This window comes from Wolbachia endosymbiont (group B) of Aricia artaxerxes (assembly GCF_964026975.1).
GTDB lineage: Bacteria > Pseudomonadota > Alphaproteobacteria > Rickettsiales > Anaplasmataceae > Wolbachia.
The window spans coordinates 266,942-291,094 of the sequence record NZ_OZ034718.1; the positions used below are offsets into that span (position 1 = coordinate 266,942).

21 protein-coding genes and 2 pseudogenes are annotated in these 24,153 nt (G+C 35.5%); 17 read left to right on the forward strand and 6 right to left on the reverse strand.

Features of this window, described 5'->3' with window-relative positions; translation table 11 throughout:
* Nucleotides 1-328 precede the first annotated feature (328 nt).
* Nucleotides 329-1,525 carry a hypothetical protein gene (locus AAGE00_RS01190; RefSeq protein ID WP_264377181.1) on the forward strand — a complete coding sequence of 399 codons (1,197 nt, stop codon included), beginning with the start codon at nt 329-331 and terminating at the stop codon, nt 1,523-1,525.
* Nucleotides 1,491-2,600, forward strand: a complete 1,110-nt coding sequence (locus AAGE00_RS01195; RefSeq protein WP_341815287.1) for a hypothetical protein — start codon at nt 1,491-1,493, stop codon at nt 2,598-2,600. Before AAGE00_RS01190 ends, AAGE00_RS01195 begins: the two co-directional genes overlap by 35 nt.
* A 12-nt stretch (nt 2,601-2,612) precedes the next feature.
* On the opposite strand, the gene AAGE00_RS01200 is transcribed toward AAGE00_RS01195, so the two are convergent.
* The 5 genes from AAGE00_RS01200 to AAGE00_RS01220 are packed head-to-tail and all read right to left on the reverse strand — an operon-like array spanning nt 2,613 to nt 7,730.
* Entirely contained in the window at nt 2,613-4,628 is a 2,016-nt protein-coding gene (locus AAGE00_RS01200) for an AAA family ATPase (RefSeq protein WP_341815288.1), read from the reverse strand.
* Between the two features lie 22 nt (nt 4,629-4,650).
* The gene (locus AAGE00_RS01205; RefSeq protein ID WP_341815289.1) at nt 4,651-5,883 is read right to left on the reverse strand and encodes an AAA family ATPase; all 1,233 of its coding nucleotides are present in this window, start codon (nt 5,881-5,883) and stop codon (nt 4,651-4,653) included.
* Nucleotides 5,880-6,368, reverse strand: coding sequence for a hypothetical protein (locus AAGE00_RS01210; protein ID WP_265015119.1), 489 nt, complete (start codon nt 6,366-6,368; stop codon nt 5,880-5,882). Before AAGE00_RS01210 ends, AAGE00_RS01205 begins: the two co-directional genes overlap by 4 nt.
* 23 nt (nt 6,369-6,391) lie before the next feature.
* The gene (locus tag AAGE00_RS01215; RefSeq protein ID WP_265015120.1) at nt 6,392-7,189 is read right to left on the reverse strand and encodes an ATP-binding protein; all 798 of its coding nucleotides are present in this window, start codon (nt 7,187-7,189) and stop codon (nt 6,392-6,394) included.
* A gap of 49 nt (nt 7,190-7,238) precedes the next feature.
* Entirely contained in the window at nt 7,239-7,730 is a 492-nt protein-coding gene (locus AAGE00_RS01220; RefSeq protein WP_341815290.1) for a sigma-70 family RNA polymerase sigma factor, read from the reverse strand.
* 762 nt (nt 7,731-8,492) lie between these two features.
* Here AAGE00_RS01220 and AAGE00_RS01225 point away from each other — a divergent pair.
* The 7 genes and pseudogenes from AAGE00_RS01225 to AAGE00_RS01255 form a co-directional block, all read left to right on the forward strand.
* On the forward strand, nt 8,493-8,963 hold the full coding sequence (locus AAGE00_RS01225; protein ID WP_265015122.1) for a Holliday junction resolvase: 471 nt from the start codon (nt 8,493-8,495) through the stop codon (nt 8,961-8,963).
* A 131-nt stretch (nt 8,964-9,094) separates the two neighbouring features.
* Nucleotides 9,095-9,565: a hypothetical protein gene (locus AAGE00_RS01230; RefSeq protein WP_264376886.1), complete on the forward strand. Its 471-nt coding sequence runs from the start codon at nt 9,095-9,097 to the stop codon at nt 9,563-9,565.
* Between the two features lie 18 nt (nt 9,566-9,583).
* Nucleotides 9,584-11,092, forward strand: a complete 1,509-nt coding sequence (locus AAGE00_RS01235; protein WP_341815291.1) for an ankyrin repeat domain-containing protein — start codon at nt 9,584-9,586, stop codon at nt 11,090-11,092.
* Nucleotides 11,092-12,924: a phage terminase large subunit family protein gene (locus tag AAGE00_RS01240; protein ID WP_264376791.1), complete on the forward strand. Its 1,833-nt coding sequence runs from the start codon at nt 11,092-11,094 to the stop codon at nt 12,922-12,924. Before AAGE00_RS01235 ends, AAGE00_RS01240 begins: the two co-directional genes overlap by 1 nt.
* A gap of 1 nt (nt 12,925) precedes the next feature.
* Nucleotides 12,926-13,150, forward strand: coding sequence for a hypothetical protein (locus AAGE00_RS01245; protein ID WP_211908700.1), 225 nt, complete (start codon nt 12,926-12,928; stop codon nt 13,148-13,150).
* A 26-nt stretch (nt 13,151-13,176) separates the two neighbouring features.
* On the forward strand, nt 13,177-14,208 hold the full coding sequence (locus AAGE00_RS01250; protein ID WP_012482036.1) for a YhcG family protein: 1,032 nt from the start codon (nt 13,177-13,179) through the stop codon (nt 14,206-14,208).
* Nucleotides 14,208-15,122: pseudogene (locus AAGE00_RS01255) on the forward strand (phage portal protein); the annotation flags it as partial. The gene AAGE00_RS01250 and the pseudogene AAGE00_RS01255, both read left to right, overlap by 1 nt.
* 246 nt (nt 15,123-15,368) lie before the next feature.
* Here the strand turns inward: AAGE00_RS01255 and AAGE00_RS01260 are convergent.
* Nucleotides 15,369-16,313 (reverse strand): annotated as a pseudogene (locus AAGE00_RS01260) (IS110 family transposase).
* A gap of 424 nt (nt 16,314-16,737) precedes the next feature.
* Here AAGE00_RS01260 and AAGE00_RS01265 point away from each other — a divergent pair.
* Genes AAGE00_RS01265 through AAGE00_RS01300 form a run of 8 tightly spaced genes read left to right on the forward strand, consistent with a single transcriptional unit; the run spans nt 16,738 to nt 24,136 of the window.
* Complete coding sequence (locus AAGE00_RS01265) at nt 16,738-16,941, forward strand: hypothetical protein (RefSeq protein WP_341815292.1); 204 nt, start codon at nt 16,738-16,740, stop codon at nt 16,939-16,941.
* Nucleotides 16,942-16,961: 20 nt separating this feature from the next.
* A complete protein-coding gene (locus tag AAGE00_RS01270; protein WP_264378050.1) occupies nt 16,962-17,648 on the forward strand; it encodes a hypothetical protein in 687 nt (228 codons plus the stop codon).
* A 6-nt stretch (nt 17,649-17,654) separates the two neighbouring features.
* Nucleotides 17,655-19,583 (forward strand): DUF4815 domain-containing protein, encoded by a 1,929-nt coding sequence (locus tag AAGE00_RS01275; protein WP_265034255.1) that lies wholly within the window; start codon nt 17,655-17,657, stop codon nt 19,581-19,583.
* A 7-nt stretch (nt 19,584-19,590) separates the two neighbouring features.
* The gene (locus AAGE00_RS01280) at nt 19,591-20,781 is read left to right on the forward strand and encodes a hypothetical protein (RefSeq protein WP_265034254.1); all 1,191 of its coding nucleotides are present in this window, start codon (nt 19,591-19,593) and stop codon (nt 20,779-20,781) included.
* Nucleotides 20,782-20,788: 7 nt separating this feature from the next.
* Nucleotides 20,789-20,992 (forward strand): hypothetical protein, encoded by a 204-nt coding sequence (locus AAGE00_RS01285; RefSeq protein WP_264687101.1) that lies wholly within the window; start codon nt 20,789-20,791, stop codon nt 20,990-20,992.
* On the forward strand, nt 20,979-22,418 hold the full coding sequence (locus AAGE00_RS01290; RefSeq protein WP_265034253.1) for a hypothetical protein: 1,440 nt from the start codon (nt 20,979-20,981) through the stop codon (nt 22,416-22,418). Before AAGE00_RS01285 ends, AAGE00_RS01290 begins: the two co-directional genes overlap by 14 nt.
* 10 nt (nt 22,419-22,428) lie before the next feature.
* The gene (locus AAGE00_RS01295; RefSeq protein ID WP_265034252.1) at nt 22,429-22,980 is read left to right on the forward strand and encodes a hypothetical protein; all 552 of its coding nucleotides are present in this window, start codon (nt 22,429-22,431) and stop codon (nt 22,978-22,980) included.
* Entirely contained in the window at nt 22,973-24,136 is a 1,164-nt protein-coding gene (locus AAGE00_RS01300; RefSeq protein ID WP_341815293.1) for a phage tail sheath subtilisin-like domain-containing protein, read from the forward strand. Before AAGE00_RS01295 ends, AAGE00_RS01300 begins: the two co-directional genes overlap by 8 nt.
* The last annotated feature ends 17 nt before the right edge of the window (nt 24,137-24,153 follow it).

Here is a 24,153-nt window from a genome sequence, read left to right on the forward strand (position 1 = left end):
AGTTCTATATTTCAATAATTGTTCATAAGCATCTGCCAAATATGTACCCGCTAACCTATGAGGTTCATAACGGCAATAAATAGTTAAATCCCCTTTTTGCATGTTTTTCTTCCTGTGAATTTTCCAATAGGTTGGGAGAATTCTTATCAACAGCTAAAAGAAAACTTTTACCATTTTAGACTAAACCAATGGATACCTTATTCAAGGTAGCTGTCTAGTTCACACAAATTCTCCCTAATAAATATACAAGATTTGAAAAAATTATGTCCAAAAAATCTTTGCTTAAATTATCATATTATATATTATGATATAGCTTATTTAAAGTATCATGAATGTTTATCCAAGTAATGAATTCTGGGAGAGTGATTTAGAAGTTCCTGTTAACCTCTTACTAGAACGTTTTCAGGATTCTAATGTACGTCAATCTTGGTTAGATTCCCTTTCTGGTAAACAACTTAGCATCATTTTTCAGCATTGCTTTAAAAATCATTTAAATGGGCAACTTTTTCAGGACGGAAATTATGACGATAGATCCACTCAACAAAAACGTAAGATACTTACCAGTTACTCTGACTCTCTTTTTGACTATTATCTCATTAGCTACTTTGATCGTACAAAACTTGAGGCTACAGTTAGTGAAGTAGCAAGATTTGCTCTGACTGAGAAGTTAATGAGATCGTACCTGGTAAAAAACAATACCAAGTATGATAAAAGATCCTTATTGTTTTTACTATTTCACATAAATTGTGAACTTCTAAAATCTGTCTATCATTTTGATAAAGTACAAAAGAAAGGTTTCGTATCATTTGCTTTACAGAAATCACCAAGACAAATACATACTTCATTTAAGGAATTTATGTCACGAGAAGCCGTAGAGCAGATACTTAAGGATGATGACCAGTTGCAGGGTTTTTTCCATCATCAAGATCGAATATATATGTTTGTACGTCGAGGAAGTGACATGGATTTACTGCTTAATTCAAACAAAGTTGTTCATGGTCATAAACCTGAGTGGATGATTTTAGACTTTTCTCTTGATGGCACTCAGGTTAATCTCTGTGCTAAAAATACTAACAAGGCTGTGGAAATAGCAAATAGCATTGTAAGTGGGTATTTTGACTGCGAATGTACTTTTGTAAGTATACAAGATAAGAACTTTCCATTACAAGTGAACAAATTTCTTCAAGCATGTATAGATGGTTCTGACTCTGACATTTGTATATTTGAGTTAAATTTTAAGTCAGATTATTTTAAAAATAGTAATACATATCTTACTTTGAGTGTAAAGCCATATGATCCTATTGCACCAGAGTTACATATTTTAAAGCCAGCTATTGGCAACATACTACAATCTATTCAATCAGCTAAAGTAATGTTCCAAAACAAAAAGGTAACATTTTCTTTCAAAATAAGTGGGGAAGTTTATTATTCAGAGCATCCACTCAATAAAAAAGAAAGAGAGGACCTGAAGAAACATATGGAACAATCTTATGGTCTTAAAATTCTTTCACGAGCAAATTGCTGATCTTTTAAGTTCAAATAGTTCTTGGGTAAATCCAAGCCAAAATCATATTAAAGCAGCAAGATACTTATTTGATCTTGGATGGATAAAAATGCAAGAAAGGTATTATATTGTTTGTTCTCGTGAGGAAGATCGTCTTGATTGGCCAAATGTAGTTGATCCAAGTTGTAGTAATGAGATTTTTATTGATTCAGACTTTGATGAAGCATGTGATGACGCTATTTGTGAAAACTGTTCTCGTCATATTTTACCTAACACTTATCAAAAACAGAGATTTCATCTCTTATCCATATACTTAAATACAGAAAAGGTCATAGACTGGTTTGAAACAAAGTTGAATGATTCAAGACTTATGTGGGAAAAAGTGGAACAAGGAGTTTATTATATTTGTAATCAAGGTCGTATTGTAAATCTAATAATCCTTGATTTTTGTACTGATGCGATATTTTTAACTATAGATAAACTTAGAGTCCACCCTACAGTTCTCATCACTCTAAAAAAAGATATACCAAATCTATTACTGAATCTATATGTAGTGCCAATGGTGAAACTGTTTTGTCAGCTTAAGACTGTAACTGAGATATTCCGAGAGGCAGCTAAAAGAGGAGTAGCAAAGGTAGTAGAAAATACTTCTTTGCAAGTTTTACCAGCTTCATATATTTCGCTTAAACGTGTTGAACCAATTATACCAACAAAGCTTTTGGAGTTACAGGTAGTTAAAGGTATGGTATATGTTAATAGTATTGAAGTTATAAATAAAAAAGCTGCATCATGTCTTAATATTTTTCGAATATTATTTAGGCAATTTTTACATGACTGTGAGAAAGAATTACCACCTGAAAAACATACACTTCTCAATATTAATCAGTTAGAAAAACTCTTGGGACTTAGTTTAGAAGCAGATTTAGAACATCAAATCAGAAAACCATTAAATAAAATGCAAAGAACAATCAAAGCTACGCTTGCTGAGAAATTAGGATTAAGTATTGAACGTGATGATGTAATACAAACCCTTGGTTGGCAAAGATCATCATATGGTTATCGTATTAACCCTTTTACTTTGACTATAAAAAAATAGAATTTCCTGATTTTAAAAATTTTCAGCTCCATGAGTAAATTTTCCAACTCCACGTGCAAATGGTCCTGTTTTTACATCAAGCCATTTATCTTCTTTTGAACCATTAGCCATTCCTTTAACTATTTGCTTTGCTTGTAAAAGCTCTTGAACTATACGCTCTAGTCTATCCCTTCCCATACTATGAAAAACTTCAGGCAGTCTATGCCGTTGTTTATGTATTCCTGCACTTCCTGTATGAGTAAATGGATGTCCTGAAATAGCAGCTCGCGCAATTGAATCAATAAGATATATTTTAAGATCCTTATTACTAGTATTTTGAGCTTTTAATTGTTCAGTAATGTCTTCCAATAGTCCTGTTTCTTCATTTCTTAGGTAAGTGCGTATGGTACGATCAGCAAGGCCATTTGCTTTAACAACTGCTCCATAAAATAGTGCATTTTGTCTTGGGATTTTTCCAATTGACCTAAAAATCATCGGTTTAGTTATATCCTCAACAGGCCAAAAAGCAAAAGAACACCTGACTCCATTTACGAGAGCAGAAGTACCTCGAATAGCATCTCGTGCTTGCTCTACTGTTGATATAGGCTTTTCTCCCTTCAGCTTTCTCATATGATGTGCAGTAATTATTGAAGCTCCAGTGCTACATGCTAAATCAGATAATAAACACATGAGATAATCCCCTACTGCTGGGTCAGCATTTAAATCTGCATGAATGAAAGAAGCAAGGGGATCAAATATAATGAGCTTTAAATCCTTTATCCTGCTCAGCTGCTTCATTACAGACTCAAATTCTGGAGATATTTCTACAACTTTACCGCGAACATTCTTAAGTATGGCAAAAGATCCTCCTATATTTGGCAGTGGTACAATAAATAGCCTATCTTTATATTTTAATCTTTCACATTTGGGATCAAGTCGTTCTAAGCGACGATGTATTTCATTTGTATCATCTTCTGCAGAAAATACCACCACAGATCCATGTTCAGTAACAAGTGGACCAAATCCGCATACCTGATCTATGCTACCCGCAACCTTGAGGGCTAGGTCAAGAAGTAGCATACCTTTACCAGTATCACCCATTGCAGCCAAAATAGATGTTACACCCAAAGGAAATAACCCTTCAACAAGAAATCTTTGCTTTGGTACTGGACCTACAAAACGCTCTACACTCCAGCTGAAAATATCGAGCGGTGGTTTAATAATTATTTTTCTTGAGTTTTTTTCTATGAAGTCAAAAATATCTATATTCTCTTGTACAGCATCAGCAGCATCCCAACTCCTTGGCTTATCCGGTGGAATCTTAAGCGTAGCAAGTGATGCAACACCAAGTTCTAAAAGTCTCTTTTCAGCGTTTTTGGTATATTTATTACCTGCTTCATCGTTGTCTGGCCAAATGATAACATGTTTACCTCTAAGCGGAGTCCAATCTGTTCTATCAATAGGCGCATTTGCTCCAAACATTGCTGTTGTTGCAGTTATTCCTTTCTCTATAAGTGCTTCTGCGCATTTTTCTCCTTCAACCAGAACAACTTTATCGGACCTTAAAATACCTGGAATGTTGTATAGTGGCCTTATTTCTGGCTCTTTGAACCTTTGTTTTTTAACATCAAATGGTTTAAATTGTTTTTTCTCTAAAGGAGGATCATAACGATAGACTATTACAATCAATTGGTTATTTTCATCGTAGTAGTTCCAACTACAAGTTAAGTACTGTTCTAAATTTCTCTGTTCTTTGAAGTTGGTTTTTCCAAGCCATTCACTTATTGAGAGCATTACTTCAGGAAACTCTATTCTCGCATTCTTCCCGTGTACCGTTGCCCAAAGATCAATAATGTCACCACCTTCTCCCGTTGCAAAATCTTTCCATAATCCGGCTCTTTCGCCTGTTAACTCTATTACAGTACTTTTGCCCTTGTTACCCTGTACATCACCTACATAAAACTTATCACCACGAAATGTCCCTCTTGGTAAAAGATGAAAAAGACAAGATCTGATGTTTTGCAAAAGCTGAGTTTTTAGCTCTAGCATAGTGTCGGTTTTTGTGGATAAATTAAGCCGTAGCTATAATTTTAGAGTTCTGCCAACGCCCATTTACTCTGCTAATGAATTTTGCTGGTATTGATTTACCGTTTCTTAGCTCATATACTACTTGCAAGATATTTGCACGTTTATTTGGTTGAAACATTACCATACCAGATGTATAAAAACTTCTTAAAGCATTAGCACCAATTAAAGCTTGAAAAGGACTTTTTGCGAGTGTAGCTGTGGATACTTTTCTGGTATGACGTGTAATAATTATTCCAGCCATAGGATTAATTATAGAACGTAATTTTTCTATTCTGCTTTGCAGGCCAGAAAATATATTTTCATAGTCAAGAGAATCCAAAACGATAAGGTCTATCATTTTGATATCAAACTTTTCTTTTATAATATCTTTTATTTTCTCTATACCTTCATCATTTAAAATTAATCTCATCTTTGTAGTAATAATCAAGTTTTCTTCTGCTAGATTTGGCAGTCTTTGATTAGTTATGATTTGTTGTATGCGTTCCCTGATATAATTGTACTCCATCTCATTTTGCAGATAGACTATTTTTAGTGGCCTTGCTGACTTCATCTTAAGAAACGACACTCCTGCTGCAAGATGTGCAAGCAAAGAGAGAAGAAAATAACTTTTGCCAACCTTTGGAGTACCACCAATGACTAAAAGACCACCTGGAGTGAGAATTCGTGGAGCTATTATATCTTCTGGTATTGGTGATTGATCATTTAAGTACTGCTTTACAGAAAATATTTTTTCTTCTCTTTTCCCCCCTTTTTTTTCTCCACTCTTTGATTTTTTATTGAGCCACTTTCTAGCAGAATATATATCACCCTTAATTAAAATCCAAAGATCAATAATATCACCACCAGTTCCTTCAGTAAAATTACGCCAATCACCAGCTTCCTTACCTACTATTTTAACTGTAATTGTATTTCCATTTAAGTCTCCAATATAAGTTTTTTCTCGGTAAAACTCACCATTTGGAAGTAGGTAAGAAAGGCACTCCTTGATATTATCAATTAATAATGCTTTTATCTTTTCTTGCTTTTTAGACATAAAACTCCCATACATATTTTCCATACGTGTAAAGTTGAGATTAGCTAGCTCACAAACAGTTTCAAAAGATTTTGAATTCAGCCAATTAATTGCTTCTTCTCTTAGCTTTGGGTTTTTTCCTACTGCGTCCTGAATACCTCTAGTAACGACAGCAGACCAAAGCTTTTCCTCGTCGTACTTCAAAATGGTATTCTGTCAATTTCATAATTTTTACGGTATTCCGGAGTAACTATTGAAGCAATTTTGTTCTTTTCTCCATATTCATCAGTTATAACACCTACCTTTACTGTAAACTCTAACCCATTTAATTCTGCAACTGAATTTAGCTTACGAGCAAGGATTGCACCTTCTGAGTTATCATGTGGATGAATGTCACGTGCTGATTCCAAGATACTGCGAAGCATAGAGCGACCCATTTCTCCCCAAGTATCTTCTGCTTTATTACTTTTAATACCAATTATTTGGTAAATCTTGTGCTTTTCATATAGACCTTCAATAACGGTAAATTCTGTATTTAAATAAATGCTACCGGTAGTAGGGCTTTTAGTAAACCAATGCTCATAACCTCCAGGCTTGATTGTCATTTTTACCTTTACTATTGTACCTTTAGGTATTAGTCTACTTTGCGGTTTTACAGTGTTAAAATCAGTTAATAGGTTTTGTAACATATATCACTCTCCATGTTTAAATTTTAAAACTTGCTTTTAATCTTTGTAAGCAGCTTGCCTAAATGCGGTTCTTCAACCATACTCAGGCGTCCACTACGGTCTTTAGCTGGGTATCCCCAAGGGTTTAAAGTGTGGCAAACAAAAGAGCGTTTCTCCGTTCCATCATCTTTCTTGATTCCAACCATACTGATTACTTCGTCAACTATTCCAGGAATTTCACTAGCAGTTTTAGCCCCTTCGCATTGAGGTAGCCAAGTTGGACGATTGCAGTCATCGAGATATTGACCTAAAGTGCCAACTATGATGATGTCTTTGTCTCTGATGTGTTGAAACTGATTGAGCCAAGCCATCATCTCCTGAGCAAGTAATCCATAGGCAGCTCTCATGTCCTGTTTTCCTGATCTCTCAGAAAAAGCTTCAGGTTGCATTTTTGCCCATAAAAGACATAAACGTGAAGCAACGGTTATACTATCTACAAAAATGCATCGGTATTTAGAAAACTCAGAAAAAAGATCTTTGTACTTACGAGATACATGTTCATGGTGTCTTTGGCTATATGCTTGATCAGACTTCAGCGCAGGATTAGATCCCCCTATAAGACAAGCAATATCTCTAGCTTCATTCCAAGTGCGAAGACTAATTGAATCTCCCTGCCAATCTTGAACAGCAAGAAGCCCTGCTTCAAAATCAAGGCAAAGTGTTGGTTCATCTATAGTCTTTAGTAGACTTGTTTTACCAATACCATAAGGACCAAAGATGACCATCTTTACACTTGATATTGTTTGCAATCTTTCATTATTATTCAAAATTTTAAGAATCATTATTTATCCATGCTACGATGTATATATACAAGAAAGGCAAAAATTTTGTTCAATTTTTCTTTTTGCCTTCGTAGTAAATAGAAGAAAGTTTGGCACGTATCTTCTTGATAATATTGTTTAAAGTGGTTCTTGAAACGTTGTTCATTTTGGCAACTTCATGTAAGTTGAAAAATTTAAGTTGCTCACATATATTTTGCCATTCCTTTGGTAAAACCGAGATCATATAGTCTACATCAATGCGTTTTGTTATTTCACTCTCAAGTAGCTCTGTTACATCGATACTAATATAGTTATTGATATCGCGTTTTGCACATCGCTGTTTCTTTAGCAAGTTAATAGCTTTGTTTTCAGTTAATCTTGCTACGAAAGTGTTAAAGCTACTTTTATCTTCATCATATTGATCAAGACATGGCCAAATTTCACAGAAGAGTTCTTGCTCAAGATCTTCGTGAGCTTCATTAATAAAGCACTTAGCAAGTTTCAGTCTATAAGCTTGATATTTTACATTTTTAATAACTATATGGTAGTTTTGTAATTTCATAACTTTCCTTAAAAACAAATTGATGCTTTTAAGGATGAGAGTTATTAATGCCGTTATGTAGGACAGGAGCAAAAATAAATAATACTGATGCGATTTTTAATCTATTGATATTCTGTTATTTTTTTTTGAGAATAATACCGGTGCAATTTAAAATAATACAGTTCAGGTTTTTGGAACCTATTTTGAATGGATTTCAAAGAATGGGTAGCTCAGACTTCCTAAAATTATATTAAAAATATATAAGAATTTCATATTTTGAAATTCAATATCACCTAAAGAGCTAAAAATGTGGATTTCGCTATTAAAAGAATAGCTTAAATTTTTAAGAGGAAAATACTTGAAAAGTATGCTCTCTATAACCTTAAGTTCCGTTCCTAATTACTGGCTTCCTAAATCAGGAATTAGGAATCTAGAATTAGCCTGTATGGTGGGTTTTCACCATGCGTTCCTAAAACCGTTCCTAGGAACGGCATATCTGAAGTCCGCCAATATGGAGGGTTCCAGCTTCCTAAAACCCTTATATATAATATATATATAATACATATATAAAAATATACACATATATAAAAACATATAAAATATAAGATTTAGAATAATAAAAAAAACTCTAAAAGTAGAAAAATCATATTTAGGGTAAGTAAGGTTTTTAAATAAACATCTTCAAGAAAGAGTTAATTATAAAAAATTTTTCAAAAATTGAAGATTTTTTGGACGAAAATTTTCCAAATCTTGTATATATATGTACTCAGCAATTGAAAGGAAATGCTCACCCTAGATCTTGGCAAACAAACTGGTTGGACTATTTTACATGATGGAATAGTACAAAGTGGAAGTAAGAGTTTTCATGTTAGCAGGTTTAGTGGTGGTGGAATGCAGTTTTTAAATTTTCGTAATTGGCTTAATGCACTTAAGTATAAATTTCCAGGTATTGAAGTTGTGTACTTTGAAGAAGTGAGAAGACACTTGGGAACTGATGCTTCACATATCTATGGAGGGTTTTTAGCACATCTTTCTGCTTGGTGTGAAGAACATCATATGCCATACAAAGGTGTATCTGTGAAAACTATCAAACGCTTTATAACAGGCAAAGGCAATGCAAGTAAAGCTGATGTAATTGAAGCAGTACAGGAAAAGGGTTTCTGTCCAACAGATGATAATGAAGCAGATTCTTTAGCTTTAATGTTCTATGTTATGAATTTCAGTAAAGATTTTAATACATTAAAAGTATCATAAAAAGTGGGTCCTTTCGGCCAGGCTGAAGGATTTGGTGGTCCCGACCTCGGGCCTTCTTTAGCGTTAGACATATTTCAAATGTTAACTACTTACGAAATTATAGCTGAGCAGTGCTAAAAAGGAGAAAAAAAGTGAGAATTACGCAAGCAGAATGGGCAAGGGAAAAAGGGTTTTCGAGGCAATATGTCTGTTCTTTAGTAAAAAAAGGAATAGTTGAGCTGGAAGATGGACTTATTGACCGAGAACAAGCAAATGAAGCGGTAGCAGCAATAAGAGATCCAAGTCAACCACTGAGGAGAAAAGAGCGCGGAGAAACACTTTCAACGATATTGCTAAAAACGCGAATAAAAAATGAAACCGAGCGTGGTAAACTTTTGGAAGCTAAAGTGAAAGCTGAAGTAGGCAAATTTGTGTCAATTGAAGAGGTAAAAACTGAAGCATTTAACGTCGCTAGAGTTGTTCGTAATAATTTGCTTAATATTCCAAATAGAGTTTCAGCGCTGCTTGCATCACTGAGTGACACTGAAAAGATTCATATGGCGCTAACTGAAGAGATTACAAACTCACTCGAAGAATTATCTAACACTAAATTTCAAATATAAAAAGATTTTGAATATAAAATGACTGATAACTTAAGTTTAGAGTTAATAAAGTGTCTCATCAATCAACCTGGATTAGATGTTAATGTTAGAGGATTAAATGGAAAGACACCACTACATTGCGCTATAGAGTTTGACGAATTAAGCATGGTAGATCTGCTACTCACAAAAAAGAATATCAATCCTTTTGTAGAAGATAATGATGGTAAAACATCTCTTGATTACGCCAAAGAAGGGAAAAAAGCAGAGATATTACAAGCGCTAATTAATAACAAATACGGGTCAGAACAAGATAGTTTACTTCATTTAGCTGCAATGATAGGTGAAATTAATGCAGTGAGATATTTGATCAGAAAAGGTATTGACGTTAATGTACGAAATGCTTTGCATCATACTCCATTACATCTAGCGGCAGGGATAGGACATGCAGAAGTTGTAAAGATTTTGATAAGAGAAGGAAAAGCTGAAATAGATGTCTTTGATGCACGAAATCAGACACCAATGCACTATGCAGTTAATAATAAAAAGTTGGAGATAGTAAAGTTACTGCTGAAGCTTGGAGCAGATGTGAATAGTGCACGCATGGGACAAAACTCAATGAAATTGTCACCTGTGCATATAGCTGTAAGTAATACTAATTACGATGAAAGAGACTTATGTCTTGATATCCTCAAATCCTTAATAAAGGAGCCTAATGCTCAAGTCAATTTGCAAGACTATGAAAATAAAACACCACTACATTATGCTGAAAGACTGAAAACAATAGAAGTTTTACTAACGCGAGAAGATATAGACCCTCTGGTAAGAGACGATAGCGGCAAGACACCATTTGATTACGCTAAACCTGAGATAAAGAAGGCTTTGATGAGTAATAAATACGGTTCTGAAAAGAATAGTCTACTCCATTTAGCTGCACAAACGGGAGAAATTGAGCTTGTAGATGCAATTTTAAAGGAAGAAATCGATATTGATATTGTAAATAATAAAGGTTTATCACCGATTTACCTTGCTGCGGAAAAAGGGCATTTACATGTAGTAAAGTTATTGCTGAAAAAAGGAGCAAATTATACACCTGTTTTGCACTTAGCAATCAAATCAAATAATTTGGAGTTACTTAAAGTTTTATTTACTGAAAAAAATGGGGCATTGCTCTGCAGAGATACCGTTGTTAATTTTCCAATCCTTCATAATAAATATATAGCACAAAGAGAAATAGCAGACAAAAGGACGAAAAAACATAATAATATTATCTGCATCTATACTACAGTCAGCGCAATAGCAGTAGCAGTATATATAGGGTTGATAACAACAACAATAAGCAGTGCGATCATTTTTGCAACAATAACAGGGATATTTGCGCTTGTTGTAGCAATAATTATAAGTGAGATGAGCAAAAGATATATAGAAAAGGAATTTCAGAAAAAGATGTTTATGGAATTAGAAGGGCAAAGAGGCACAGAAAGTGTCAGATCAGAAATTGATAGTGTTGAAGTAGAAAGTTTACACAACAGTTGTTTGAGTGGAGCATAATGATCTACAGTGCCAGTTTTTGTTCAGGATTAAAGCCAGATCCCCAGCTTAAAGTATCAGAGTGGGCGAATGAGTATCGAGTTCTAGCACCAACTGCAGCATCAGAGCCAGGAAAGTGGAGAACGGAAAGAACTCCTTATTTAAAAGAAATCATGGATTCACTTTCTCCGTCCTCACCAGCAGAAAAAGTAGTATTTATGAAGGGAGCGCAGATTGGAGGAACAGAAGCTGGCAACAATTGGATTGGCTATATCATCGATCAAACACCAGGACCAATGCTAGTAGTACAGCCAACAGTTGAAATGGGAAAGCGTTGGTCAAAAGGAAGATTTGCGCCACTGATTGAAAGTACACCATGTTTAAAAAGTAAAGTAAAAGACCCAAGATCAAGAGATTCAGGCAATACTGTACAAAGTAAGGAATTTCCAGGTGGAATAGTAGTAATAACCGGAGCAAACAGCAGTGTAGGACTTAGATCCATGCCAGTAAAATATCTCTTTCTTGATGAAATAGATGCCTATCCAGGAGATTCAGGAGGAGAAGGTGATCCAGTACTGCTCAGTATTGCTCGAACTAATACATTTGCACGTCGAAAGATTTTTTTAGTATCAACACCAACGATTCATGGAATAAGCAGAATTGAGAAGGAGTTTGAAGCAACAGATAAGAGATATTTTTTTGTACCATGTCCGCATTGTAATTACTATCAAGTTCTAAAATGGTCACAAATAAAATGGGAAAATAACGACTCAAGAACAGCACATTATGTCTGCACTGAATGTAGCGGCAAAATAGAAAATCATCAAAAGACAGAGATGCTAGAACGTGGAGAATGGAGAGCTACAGAGGCAAAAGAAGGTGAGAAAAAAGGATTTCATCTTTCAAGTCTTTATAGTCCAGTTGGCTGGTATAGTTGGCAACAAGCAGTAGAGGACTTTCTCCATGCAAAGGAAAGTGAACAATTACTGAAAGTTTGGATAAATACCACGCTTGGAGAAACCTGGGTAGATAAAGGAGAAGTACCGGACTGGAAGCAATTATTTAACAGGAGAGAATTTTTTCAGATTGGCACAGTACCAAAAGGCGAAGTAGTTCTCACAGCAGGAGTAGATGTTCAAAAAGATCGCTTGGAAGTAGAAGTTGTAGCCTGGGGAAAAGGCAGAGAAAATTGGTCAATAGACTACCGAGTATTTGAAGGAGATACAGGAAGTGGAGAAGTATGGAAAAAGCTTTCAGAGCTGTTAAATCATCATTTTATCGGTGAAAATGGGCTTGAATATATGATAAGTATGATGGCAGTAGATGCTGGATATGCAACGCAAGAAGTATACAATTGGATAAGAGGTCATCAAGGCTGTGGAAGAGTAATGGCAGTCAAAGGTGTAAATAAAGCTCTAGTACCACTTAGCAGTCCAAGCAGAGTAGATATAACAGTTGGTGGTCAAAAGCTGAAAAGAGGAATAAAGCTCTGGCCAGTGGGAGTATCGATATTAAAATCAGAGCTTTTTCAGCTACTTAATGTTTTAAAAAACGGGGAAAAAGAAGAAGTGCCAGCAGGGTATTGTCATTTTCCCGAGTATGCACCTGAGTATTTTAAGCAGCTAACAGCAGAGCAATTAGTCAGCAAAGTAGTAAAAGGATACACCAAACAAGAGTGGCAAAAGGTAAGAGAAAGAAATGAAGTACTAGATTGCCGAATTTATGCGAGAGCAGCATCTATTGCGCTTGGAATCGATCGTTGGCCAGAGAGTAAATGGAATAGTTTGAGTGGAAAAATGGAAAGCAAAAAGCCTAAAAAAGTAAGGCAAAGCCAATGGTTGAATGAGAAGTGAAATGTATAACGAAGAATATTTAATTCAAGTCGAAGAAGCGATAAAGAAACTACAAAATGGAGAGAGAGTAGTATCAATTGCATATGGTGACCATATTGTACGGTACGGGGAAGTTCAAATAAAGGATTTATTGGAGCTCAGGCAACGAATAAAAGCGGGGTTAAAAGTTGCGGGCATGAAGCCAAAGAGGAAAATTGTTTTTTCAACGAGTAAGGGGATCATATAATGATGAAAATCGTTGAAAGGAACCGTATGACAAAAATTATAGCAAAAGAATATACAGAATTTTTAGAGCAGCTGAAAGAACAGATTGCTATTAGTCGTTATAAAGCAGCAAGAACAGTAAATAAAGAGCTACTACTACTTTATCATTATATTGGAACACAGATTCTAGAAAAACAAAAGAGCCAAGGTTGGGGATCCAAAGTAATTGAGCAGTTAAGTAGAGACTTAAAGGCTGAGTTTCCAGAAATGAAAGGTTTTAGCACAAGAAATCTAAAATATATGAGGCAGTTTGCAGGGGAATATCAAGATATTGAATTTGTGCAACAACTTGTTGCCCAATTGCCATGGGGACATAATGTATTTCTGATGGACTTAGTTCGGGACAAAGAAGCGAGGCTATTCTACATAAAAGAAGCTATAGAACATGGCTGGTCAAGAAACATCATGGTAATGCAGATTGAACTTGGGTTACATAAACGTCAAGGAAAGGCTATCACTAATTTTAAAGAGAAGTTACCTTCACCTCAATCAGATCTAGCGCATTACACGTTAAAAGATCCATATATTTTTGATTTTTTAAGTATAGGAAAGGATGCTCATGAAAGAGAAGTAGAAAAAGGTCTTGTAGGACATATGGAGAAGTTTTTGTTAGAACTTGGTGAAGGCTTTGCATTTGTAGGTAGACAATTTCATTTAGATGTTGGTGATGAAGACTTCTTTGTCGATCTATTATTCTACCATCTAAAATTACGTTGTTTTATAGTAATTGAATTGAAAGATAATAAGTTTAAACCAGAATACGCCGGTAAAATGAATTTCTACCTTTCAGCAGTAGATGACTTGCTAAAACACGAGACAGATCAACCATCTGTAGGGTTGATTTTATGTAAATCTAAAAATGATGTACTAGCAAAATACACTCTAAAAGATATGACAAAACCAATAGGACTAGCAGAATATCGAATAACTGAAAGTCTACCAGAGAATATAAAGACAGCTTTACCAACGATAGAGGAATTAGAAGCTGAGTTATCTAAAGTTTCAGATAAAGAGAAGTAATGCTACTCAAATCATTCAAACAACTATTTAGTAAGCCAAAAATCAAAAGCTCAGCCTGGGATGCAGCAGGATCAGGAAGAAGATTTTTTCACTTTCAACCAGAGTTAGGAAGTATAAACAATTTGCTGTCTCAAAGCCTTGAAACTTTACGTAGTAGATCACGTGATATGGTGAGAAAAAATCCTTACGCTGCAAATATAATTGATACGATAGTAAGTAACTCTATTGGAACAGGAATAAAACCACAATCAAAAGCAAGAGATGGAGAATTTCGAAAGAAGGTGCAAGAATTATGGCTAAAATGGACAGATGAAGCAGACAGTAACGGAGTAAGTGATTTTTATGGATTACAAGCTCTAGTGTGCAGAAGTATGATAGAGGGAGGAGAATGTTTTGTACGTTTAAGAACGAGAAAGCTGGAAGATAGATTTTCTGTACCATTACAACTACAAGTACTTGAGTCTGAACATTTAGATAATAAAACAAATCAAACTTTAGGAAATGGTAATGTAATAAGAAACGGGATTGAGTTTAACAGGCTTGGGCAAAGAGAAGCATACTACCTATTTAAAGAACACCCTGGTGAAAGTATGTTTGGAGAATCAGTGAGAGTGCCAGCAAATGATGTTTTACATATTTATAGACCATTAAGACCTGGGCAAATCAGAGGGGAGCCTTGGCTTTCTAATATACTGCTAAAGCTCTACGAACTTGATCAATATGATGATGCAGAGCTGGTGAGAAAGAAAACTGCAGCAATGTTTGCTGGATTTATTACGAGACTCGATCCAGAAGCAAATATCATGGGAGAAAGTGAAAGTAATGAGCAAGGAGTGGCACTATCAGGTTTAGAGCCAGGAACAATGCAGCTTTTAGACCCAGGAGAAGACATAAAATTTTCAGAACCGTCAGATCAACTATGTTTTTTAAAATTTTTTGAATTTAGTTTCATTACAACTTTTGTTTGTAATTTTGTTTTTTATTCGAGTAAAAAGTGCATTTTTGACAATAAAAACCCTAACTTAATCATAGAAAAATTTTGTATCAAACAACAGTTACTGCTTAGATCTTATGGTTAACGAATATGTGTATAAATACTTTAAATGTGTGTAGACGTATTTATCCACATATTCGTTAACCTATTTTCTATGCAGATTTTTTTAATTCACATTGACTGCTTCTTTAAGCCTCGCATTGGAAATTACTATGATTTTACGCATTAGAGCTGTCATAGCCACCATCTTCTTTTTACCTTTACCAACAAGCCTTGAATAGAAGGCACCAAGCGCAGACTTAGACCTTGAAGCAGACATCGCAGCTGTAAAAAGCTTTTCACGAACGTTGCTTCTGCCACCACTTATTCTGCGATAACCAATAGTTTTACCACTTTCTTTCGGATGAGGTGCAACTCCAGCAAGACTTGCAATTTCTCCCCTACTTACATAACCAAGTTCTGGCATTAGACACAGAAAATCTTGAGATAATTTTGCACCTATTCCTGGAACTGTTTTAAGGATTTTTTGGCGCTTTTGTAACTCTGGATTCTCATCAATAATTTTTTGTATGGTATTGTTGAGCTCATCTATCTGGCTATTAAAGAATTCAATAGTTTTCTGACAGCTTTCTTTTATATGGTCGTTTTCAGGTGCTGCAAGCCTAGATTTCTCTTGAGCTCTCATTTTTGTAATGTCATCACGACGTTGACAAAGTGCAACTAAGGTTGTTTGTTCTTTTGACATAGGTGCAAATAGAGATAGAGTACTATAGCGTTCAAACCCTTACTGAGCAAGGGCTCTTGCATCTGATTGATCAGACTTTGCTAAAGTTCCATGAGATAGAACAAAGCTTTTTACTTTGCGAGTATTAGCTCGATGTACAGCAATATCTTTATCAACAAGAAAATGTGCTAAGCCAAGCTCATATTTTCCAGTGTTTTCCAGAGTTACTAAAGAATTAGGTAAGATATTTGAAAAATCTTGAAACAATTGTTGCCAGCCAGCAGTATCATTGTCGAATTCGACAGCGTTCTTCTGTTTGTGAACTGCAACAACATTTTTAAATTTTCCAATATCAATGCCAATAAAATTTTGATAAGATGTAATCATAATAACCTCGATTAGTTTTAATTAATTTAAGATTGTAAACGGGTGCATACATATGTCCCATGCAACTATTCAAACGTATCGAGAGATGGGCTAGTGTACCTTGATCCGAACGGTTATAATACCAACAGTTGGTCGGTCGCACACGCCCGTGATAACTCTATTCCTATAGTGAGTAGGGTTATCTCCCTCTTATCTCCTTTATATCATATTTTTAACTTACAATAGTTGGAACTTAGGGGATATAAATGCTTGTTTTGCATCAACTACTTATGAAGAAATAGAGCATACACTTCACTTAAGTGAAGATAAACTTTCTGAGCAGATTTGGAATTTTCAACGTACACCAATTTTAGAGCGATTTAGTATAACTTATTACTATGAAGCGAAGAATTTTACTGATCAAAAAATAATAGAGTCTAATTTAGTGGAATATCACGTTGATTGTAAAAATGATTCAGATTCAAAACAGAAAGATCCCATTCATGAGCTAGAAAATTACGTAGCAGCATTCTATCTAGGTATGGTTACTTGGCATGAACATCGCCACTTAAATCGCCCTTGGAAAGATTTTGATCCTATTATTGCAAAAAAATTGGACGTTTTTTCTACGGATCTTGTATATACATAATATCAACTGCACAATCAACTATGTCAGTACTCACACAATCAGGCAGAGCAGCTATTGCTGCGAGCATAAAAGAGCAACCGATACATCTTGCTTGGGGATCTGGAGATTCTACCTGGGAAAGCAGCTACAAAGTTGAAAAAACTTTTGCAGCAGGCGGCAAGATAAGTTTAGATCACCACACTATTAAAGATGTAAAAGTTTATACAGGGCAAACAATTTATCAGTCAAGCATAGATTATATAGTTGATAGTAGCTCAGGCACTATTGAGCGTGTAGAAAATGGTGCAATTATAGCAGATAGCGTAATCACTATAGAGTACACTCAAGACACACCACCGGAACTAATTACTTCTGCAACATTAATTAAGGAAGTTGGACGTCGTGTTGTTGATGAGATACTCTTTTGTACTGGTGATGATGATGGAGAGCTTCTAACTCCCACAGGTAGGTTTAAACCCTCTAATGTACCAACTAATAATCTCTATCTTAAATTTACTTTCGATTTCACGGACGCAGCAAATCAAGTAATAAGGGAGCTCGGGGTTATGGTTGGTACAAAGGTAAAGGAAAAAGTGTCATCTGGGCAGAGATATTTTGAGCCAAAAGACGTGGAAAATCCTGGAATTTTGTTAGTTTTAGAACACACCGTGCCACTTATCAGAACATCTGCAACTCGGGAAACTTTTTCATTTGTTGTAACTTTTTGAAACAAAATGACCTTAAATAGTTATTATAACCGCTTTAATCCTGACAAAGAATATGAGAAAAGCTTATTTCTTGCAGGAAGAGGTTTGCAATCTGCAGAATTAAACGAGACTCAGGAGTATGCTCTTTCTAAGCTTAAAGACATAGGTGATGCAATATTTCGTGATGGTGATGTTATAACAGGAAGCAATTGTATTATAGATAGAGAAACTGGTAAAGTTACGCTTGAATCAGGAAAAATCTATCTTCGTGGAGCAGTTAGAAAAGTCGAAAAAGAAGAATTTATTATTCCACTGAGTACCACAGTTCGTATAGGTGTTTTTTTCACCCTATCTACTATTACAGAACTTGAGGATGAGGATCTTCGTGATCCTGCTGTTGGTACAAGAAATTATCAAGAAGTAGGGGCTGCAAGGCTTAAAGTTTCCACCATTTGGGGATACCAAATAGAAAGTGTTACTGTTAACTCTACAAATGGCGAATTTTACCCAATTTACCATATTGAAAATGGAGTATTGATAGAACATTCACCGCCACCACAAGCAAATATAGTAACTACTGCTCTTGCTCGTTATGACAAAGAAGCAAATGGTTCCTACGTCGTAAATGGTCTTGAAGTAATGTTCCTGCAAAAGGAAGAGGGAGAAAGAGGAAAAAAAATATTTGTGATTAATGAGGGCAAAGCTCATGTTGATGGCTATGAGATTGAACTTCCTCACAGTATTCGTGTTTCTTTTGATGAAGATCCGGATATAAAATCAGTTGAATCAGAACCACATACTTTTCAGCCAAATAGCCAAAGGGTAATGGAACTGAAGGTTAATGATTTTCCAATAAGTGAAATCAAAAAAGTAGATATAACTGTTCAAAAAACCGTTACCATTACTCATGGTTCATATTCAGGAGCTGTTGATCCAATACCTGACTCTGCGGTACTTGAGATTATTCAAGTTAAACAAGGTAATGTTATCTATGAAAATAGTACAGATTACAAACTAAACGCAGGAAATGTTGATTGGTCGTTACCAGGTAAAGAGCCAGCTCCTGGAAGTAGTTATCAAATAACCTATCGTTGCCGTACCCACGTAAGCCCTGAAGATATAAGTGAAGAGGGATGCAAAGTAAAAGGAGCAGTTGATAATAGCTTGGTTCTGGTTGATTACACCTGGAAAATGCCCCGCTATGATTTAATCACTATAGATGCAAAAGGAGTGGTGAGAAGAATCAAGGGAATTGCCCATCCCTGGAGACCGTCAATGCCTAAAGCACCCTCTGGACAACTTTTGCTCTGCTACATTCACCAAACATGGAAAAACGGAGAAGGGGTGAAAATAGTGAATAATGCTATTCATGCTGTACCAATGAATGAGCTTGAAGCAATGAAAAGGGGAATAAATGATCTTATGCTACTTATTGCAGAGGAACGTCTACGCAGTGATGCAAATTCAAGAGAACCTACTACCAAAAAAGGAGTATTTGTTGACCCATTCTTTGATGATGATATGCGTGATCAAGGAATTTCGCAGTCTGCAGCAATAGTAAATAGAGAGCTAGTTCTGCCAATAGATGTAGAAGTTGCAGATATTGAAAAAGGTGGGGAAAGATATCTTTTGCCGTATGAACTTGAACCGGTACTGGAGCAGCTTTTACAGACTAAAGGAGAAAAGATCAATCCATACCAAGCTTTTGATCCAGTACCGGCACAAATTACTCTAAATAAAAACATTGACCACTGGACAGAGGTTACCACGAATTGGAAAAGTCCAGTAACAAGAGTATTTAATGTTAAAGAAACGACAGAGCTGCTGTCAAGTACTTCATACGAAACTGAATTTATGAGAGAAGCAATACAGAATTTTGAGATCGAAGGTTTTGAACCAGATGAAAAGCTTAAGGAAGTAAAATTTGATGGCCTAAGTATTCAACCAATAGCATAGAAGGCAAGTGGAAAAAAGAGCTAACAACCAGGGAAAATTAAAGGGAAAGGTGAAAGTACCAGCAAACATTCCAGCCGGTACTAAATTAGTGCAATTTTATGGGAATAAAGGAAGCTATGGAGAAGCAACTTATACTGGTAAAAAAACAATTACCATAGAAGAAAGAAGAAGAGTTATCGCAGCAAGACGAGTTGACCCTTTAGCCCAAACATTTACTCTAAATGAAAGCAGACACATAGGAGGTGTAGAGCTATGGTTCATAAATAAAGGCAAAAAACGTGTTGTTGTGCAGATTAGAGAAACAGCAGTGGGAATGCCATCGCAGACTGTTATTGCTGAAAGCTATATTGAGCCGAAAGATATAAAAGTAGATGGCACAGCAACACGTATAGAGTGGTCACCAGTGTTTTGCCATGCAGAACAAGAGTATGCAATAGTGCTACTTACTGATGATCCTGGTACTGCAGTAAAAATAGCAGAACTTGGCAAATATGATGCGGTAAATAGCCGTTGGGTAACAAGCCAGCCATATCAAGTAGGAGTATTACTGTCATCAAGCAATGCAAGTACGTGGACTCCACATCAAAATTTAGATTTAACGTTTCGACTACTAGCTGCAAAATTTAGCGAAAATTCTCATGTTATTGATCTTGGCAAAGTTACAGCAACCAATACTTCAGATTTAATTGTTTTGACGAACGTCGAAAAAGTAGCATTTGATACTAATGTAGAATTTATCTTAACAGATGAAGAGGGAAGAGAAAACTTTTTGTCTGATAATTTGCCACTTGCATTGCGTGAAAGATTATCTGGAGAGCTAACGGTAAAAGCAAGCCTAAAAGGAGGGCGAGAAAAAAGTCCTGTTCTCTATCCTGGGTTACAGCTAGTTATGGGTAATCTTTCAGAGTTCGGAGATTATGTTACAAGAAGTATTACAGCAGGTTCTAACACTAAGATAACAATTACCTATGATGCGCTGATACCTGGCACTGCAGACATTAAAACTTATGTAGAGAAAAACATGGGAGAATGGCAATTAGTCAATTTAACATCAGGAAAACCAATAGGGGAAAATTGGGTGGAGAGAACTCATGTGCTATCAAATTTTAATGCTAATGAGACTAGAGTAAAATTAGTTTTAAGTGGAACGGTTGTTTATCGTCCTAAAGTCAAAAATCTCAGAGTAATAGTAACATAAAATTTAAATGACTTTTGATCAAACCAAACGAGGATATCCATTGCCACATCCAGAAAATATTGCAGTAGAAGATGTTGTTCGTATCCGTACCACAATTAAGAAAATAGATGAAGATATCGCTAAAAGAGAAAATGAGCACAATCAGCTTAAAAAAGCATTTGAACGACTGAATTTTGAGACTTTTTTGAATTTTTGGAATGACCATTGCTAACGAAGCCATAGATGCATTGCATCAAAGAATTAAAGATTTAGCAGCAAATAGCACACCTGATCAATTAGCGTACCTTGCTAAATCATTGGAATCGATGATAGGTAAAAAAGCTATTTCTGATATTGCGCAAATGACTAAAGTAAAAGAAATAATTGATGCACTACAAGAAAGGCTTAAGGATTTAGCAGCAAATAGTACACCAGATCAATTAGCATATCTTGCTAAAGCACTGGAATCAATAATCGACAAAAGTGCGGTTTCTGAAATTGTGCAGATGACAGATGGTAAGCTAAAAGAACTTCTTGATAGTGCAAAAAAACACTTAACTGATCTGGATAATAAAAAAGCTAGTTCTTTAGCAGTGATCTCTGAATCAGAGAAGCAGTTATTAAAGAGAATTGATGAAAAAGGAACAACAAATTTATCACTACTTGATACGAGAAAGAATGCCAATATTGCAGCAATAAATAGCATTAGTAATAGTCATAAAGATGGTCTTAAAGGTTTAGTAGAAGATTTTCGTGCTGTTAATAATGTACCATCTGGCTCATCAATTATAGGAGAAATAGAAACTCGAATTGAAAACATCTCTAATGAGGTAAAAACTCGGGATGAACAGTTAAAAGTGTCTCTCATAAATGAAATAAGAAAGCGCAACATGGTTGAACCAGGGTCATTACCTTTCTTATTTGGTGTACTTGGCAGAAAAAATAATTATTTTGGCCACGGAACTTTTACGACAGAGCTTGGAAAGTGGAGTAGTGATATAACAAAAACTGACTATATGTTACAACTACTAGCAGGTAGCCATACGTACAATACAGATTACGTTAGTTTTTATCGGCCAAGACAACTAAGTTTTATAGAGGGAAGTAAAGGAACATTTATTTACGGAGAGTTATGCACAAAAAGTTTTTCTGGTAGTTATGATGAGATATACTATTACCCGTATGCTGCACTTGGAGTAGTATTTGTAAAAAATACAACCAATGTGAACATAAATAAAACAATAGAATTTGTTGGATCATCGTATTCGAGTACGGAGTATGGGGGAGCAGGATTATTTGTGGGAACTCCTGATAACACTAATTCTAATAAATCAAGTATTTCAAAAATAGTATGGAAAAATGTTTACCAATACACAAGTTCTGATAGCAAGTTAGCCGGATCTGGTAATGTGAAGATTCCAGCAGGAAAAACAGTTGCAATATTACTTTACACATCATCTTATCTGTATTCCAGAACACAAGTTAGTCAAGGTATGCTTGCATCAAATTATGTACACAACTATGGTCAATTTATTCAGTGGGGGATTTATAACATACGTAGCAATGTTCTAACTACAGGGCTTGAGGTGGACGTAGAGAGAACGCTAAAAGCTTGGCAATGTCCAGGATTAGAACGAACTGATCAAATATGGCAATGAGGAGGAATTTGTGACTATTTATATACGTTTTGAAAACCACAAGCAGATTGAAACAACAACACTTGAAAACAAGCCAACTGGAAATGATTGGTATGAAGCACCAGAAGATTTTGATTGGCAAAAAAGCTATTGTTTAACAGAAGGAGGCAAAATTGCTCAGCGAAATCAAGAAGACATTGAATTGGAGTTACTGCAAAATGCGAAGTTTTCTGCACTTTCTAATCTTCGTGCTTATTATGATAACTATACTCACCAATACGCAGGTCATTCTCACCAAAAAGCTAAATCTTATGAGATTCAAGCGAAAGCCGCAGAGAACATTTTAGCAGCACCAGAATCTATGAATGAAAAGGATGCGGAAATTATAGAGCCATTAGCAAAAGTCCGTGGTATTACAGTTATTGAAATGGCAAGAATAATTGAAGAAAAAGCAAAAAAAGCAGTAAAAGAAATAATTAAATGTGAAGAGTTGGAAGACATTGCCAAGAAGAAAATTGCAGAAGCCAAAAGTGTAGAGAACTTACTAAACGATTTTAAACAAAAGATACAAAGAAATGGCTGAAGAATTTTTACACGGAGTAAATGTTATTGAGGTAACCTCAGGAGCAAAGACAGTACGTACAACTAAATCATCAGTGATAGGTGTAATTGGTACTGCACCTGAAGCTGATGAGCAAAAATTTCCGCTAAATAAACCAGTGTTAATTTCAGGAAGCTTAAAGGAAGCAGCAAAGCTTGGAAAGAGTGGAACACTACCTTCTGCAGTAAATGGAATATTTTCCCAAATTGGGGCAACAGTAGTAGTTATTCGAGTTAAAGAAAGTGATCCAAAATTAAAAGAAGAAGAGACGCTGAAGAATATAATTGGCGGTGTTGACAAAGAAACGGGAGAATATCAGGGAATTGAGGCATTTCTTAGTAGTGAAAGTATAGTTCATGTGCTACCTAGAATACTAATTGCACCTCAGTTTACTCACCAACTACCAGAAGATGCAGTAGTTGCAGCATTAATTTCTGTAGCAGAAAAATTAAGAGCTATAATAGTAGCAGATGGACCAAATACCAATGATGAAGAAGCAATCAAGGGGAGAAAAAGTGTAGGCAGCTCAAGAGTTTACGTAGTTGATCCATGGGTTAAGGTATTTATTGAAGGAAAAGAAGAAATTTTACCGTCTAGCCCATTTGTAGCTGGTTTAATAGCGAAAGTAGATAGCGAGCAAGGCTTCTGGCACTCACCTTCAAATAAAGAGATAAACGGTATTGTTGGCACAAGCAGGCCTATTGATTTTACGCTCGGTAATACAAATTGTAGAGCAAACCATTTAAATGAAAGTGAAGTAACAACGATAATTCATCAAAATGGCTATAGGCTTTGGGGCAATAGAACATGTTCAGATGATTCAAAATGGGCTTTTCTGTCAGTGAGAAGAACTGCAGACTTAATTAACGACAGTCTACTTAGAGCTCATTTATGGGCAGTTGATCGCAATATCACCAAAACTTATATAGATGATGTGATTGAGGGGGTGAATTTCTACCTGGCAAGTTTAAAAGCACAAGGGGCGATTATTAGCGGAAAATGTTATGCAACACCTGAACTCAATACACCAATAAATATTGCAAGTGGAAAAGTGTTTTTTGATTTTGAGTTCACGCCACCATATCCAGCTGAACAGGTTACTTTCAGGTCACACCTTGTGAGTGGCGTAATATTGTAAAAAGGAGAGAAAGAGAG

Bases quoted from the DNA above. Each gene is read 5' to 3' on its own strand.
- AAGE00_RS01190 (WP_264377181.1), top strand. From the start codon at position 329: ATGAATGTTTATCCAAGTAATGAATTCTGGGAGAGTGATTTAGAAGTT.
- AAGE00_RS01210 (WP_265015119.1), bottom strand. From the start codon at position 6,368: ATGTTACAAAACCTATTAACTGATTTTAACACTGTAAAACCGCAAAGT.
- AAGE00_RS01225 (WP_265015122.1), top strand. From the start codon at position 8,493: ATGCTCACCCTAGATCTTGGCAAACAAACTGGTTGGACTATTTTACAT.
- AAGE00_RS01235 (WP_341815291.1), top strand. From the start codon at position 9,584: ATGACTGATAACTTAAGTTTAGAGTTAATAAAGTGTCTCATCAATCAA.
- AAGE00_RS01270 (WP_264378050.1), top strand. From the start codon at position 16,962: ATGTCAGTACTCACACAATCAGGCAGAGCAGCTATTGCTGCGAGCATA.
- AAGE00_RS01215 (WP_265015120.1), bottom strand. From the start codon at position 7,189: ATGATTCTTAAAATTTTGAATAATAATGAAAGATTGCAAACAATATCA.
- AAGE00_RS01240 (WP_264376791.1), top strand. From the start codon at position 11,092: ATGATCTACAGTGCCAGTTTTTGTTCAGGATTAAAGCCAGATCCCCAG.
- AAGE00_RS01195 (WP_341815287.1), top strand. From the start codon at position 1,491: ATGGTCTTAAAATTCTTTCACGAGCAAATTGCTGATCTTTTAAGTTCA.
- AAGE00_RS01290 (WP_265034253.1), top strand. From the start codon at position 20,979: ATGACCATTGCTAACGAAGCCATAGATGCATTGCATCAAAGAATTAAA.
- AAGE00_RS01250 (WP_012482036.1), top strand. From the start codon at position 13,177: ATGACAAAAATTATAGCAAAAGAATATACAGAATTTTTAGAGCAGCTG.
- AAGE00_RS01300 (WP_341815293.1), top strand. From the start codon at position 22,973: ATGGCTGAAGAATTTTTACACGGAGTAAATGTTATTGAGGTAACCTCA.
- AAGE00_RS01200 (WP_341815288.1), bottom strand. From the start codon at position 4,628: ATGCTAGAGCTAAAAACTCAGCTTTTGCAAAACATCAGATCTTGTCTT.
- AAGE00_RS01275 (WP_265034255.1), top strand. From the start codon at position 17,655: ATGACCTTAAATAGTTATTATAACCGCTTTAATCCTGACAAAGAATAT.
- AAGE00_RS01285 (WP_264687101.1), top strand. From the start codon at position 20,789: ATGACTTTTGATCAAACCAAACGAGGATATCCATTGCCACATCCAGAA.
- AAGE00_RS01245 (WP_211908700.1), top strand. From the start codon at position 12,926: ATGTATAACGAAGAATATTTAATTCAAGTCGAAGAAGCGATAAAGAAA.
- AAGE00_RS01220 (WP_341815290.1), bottom strand. From the start codon at position 7,730: ATGAAATTACAAAACTACCATATAGTTATTAAAAATGTAAAATATCAA.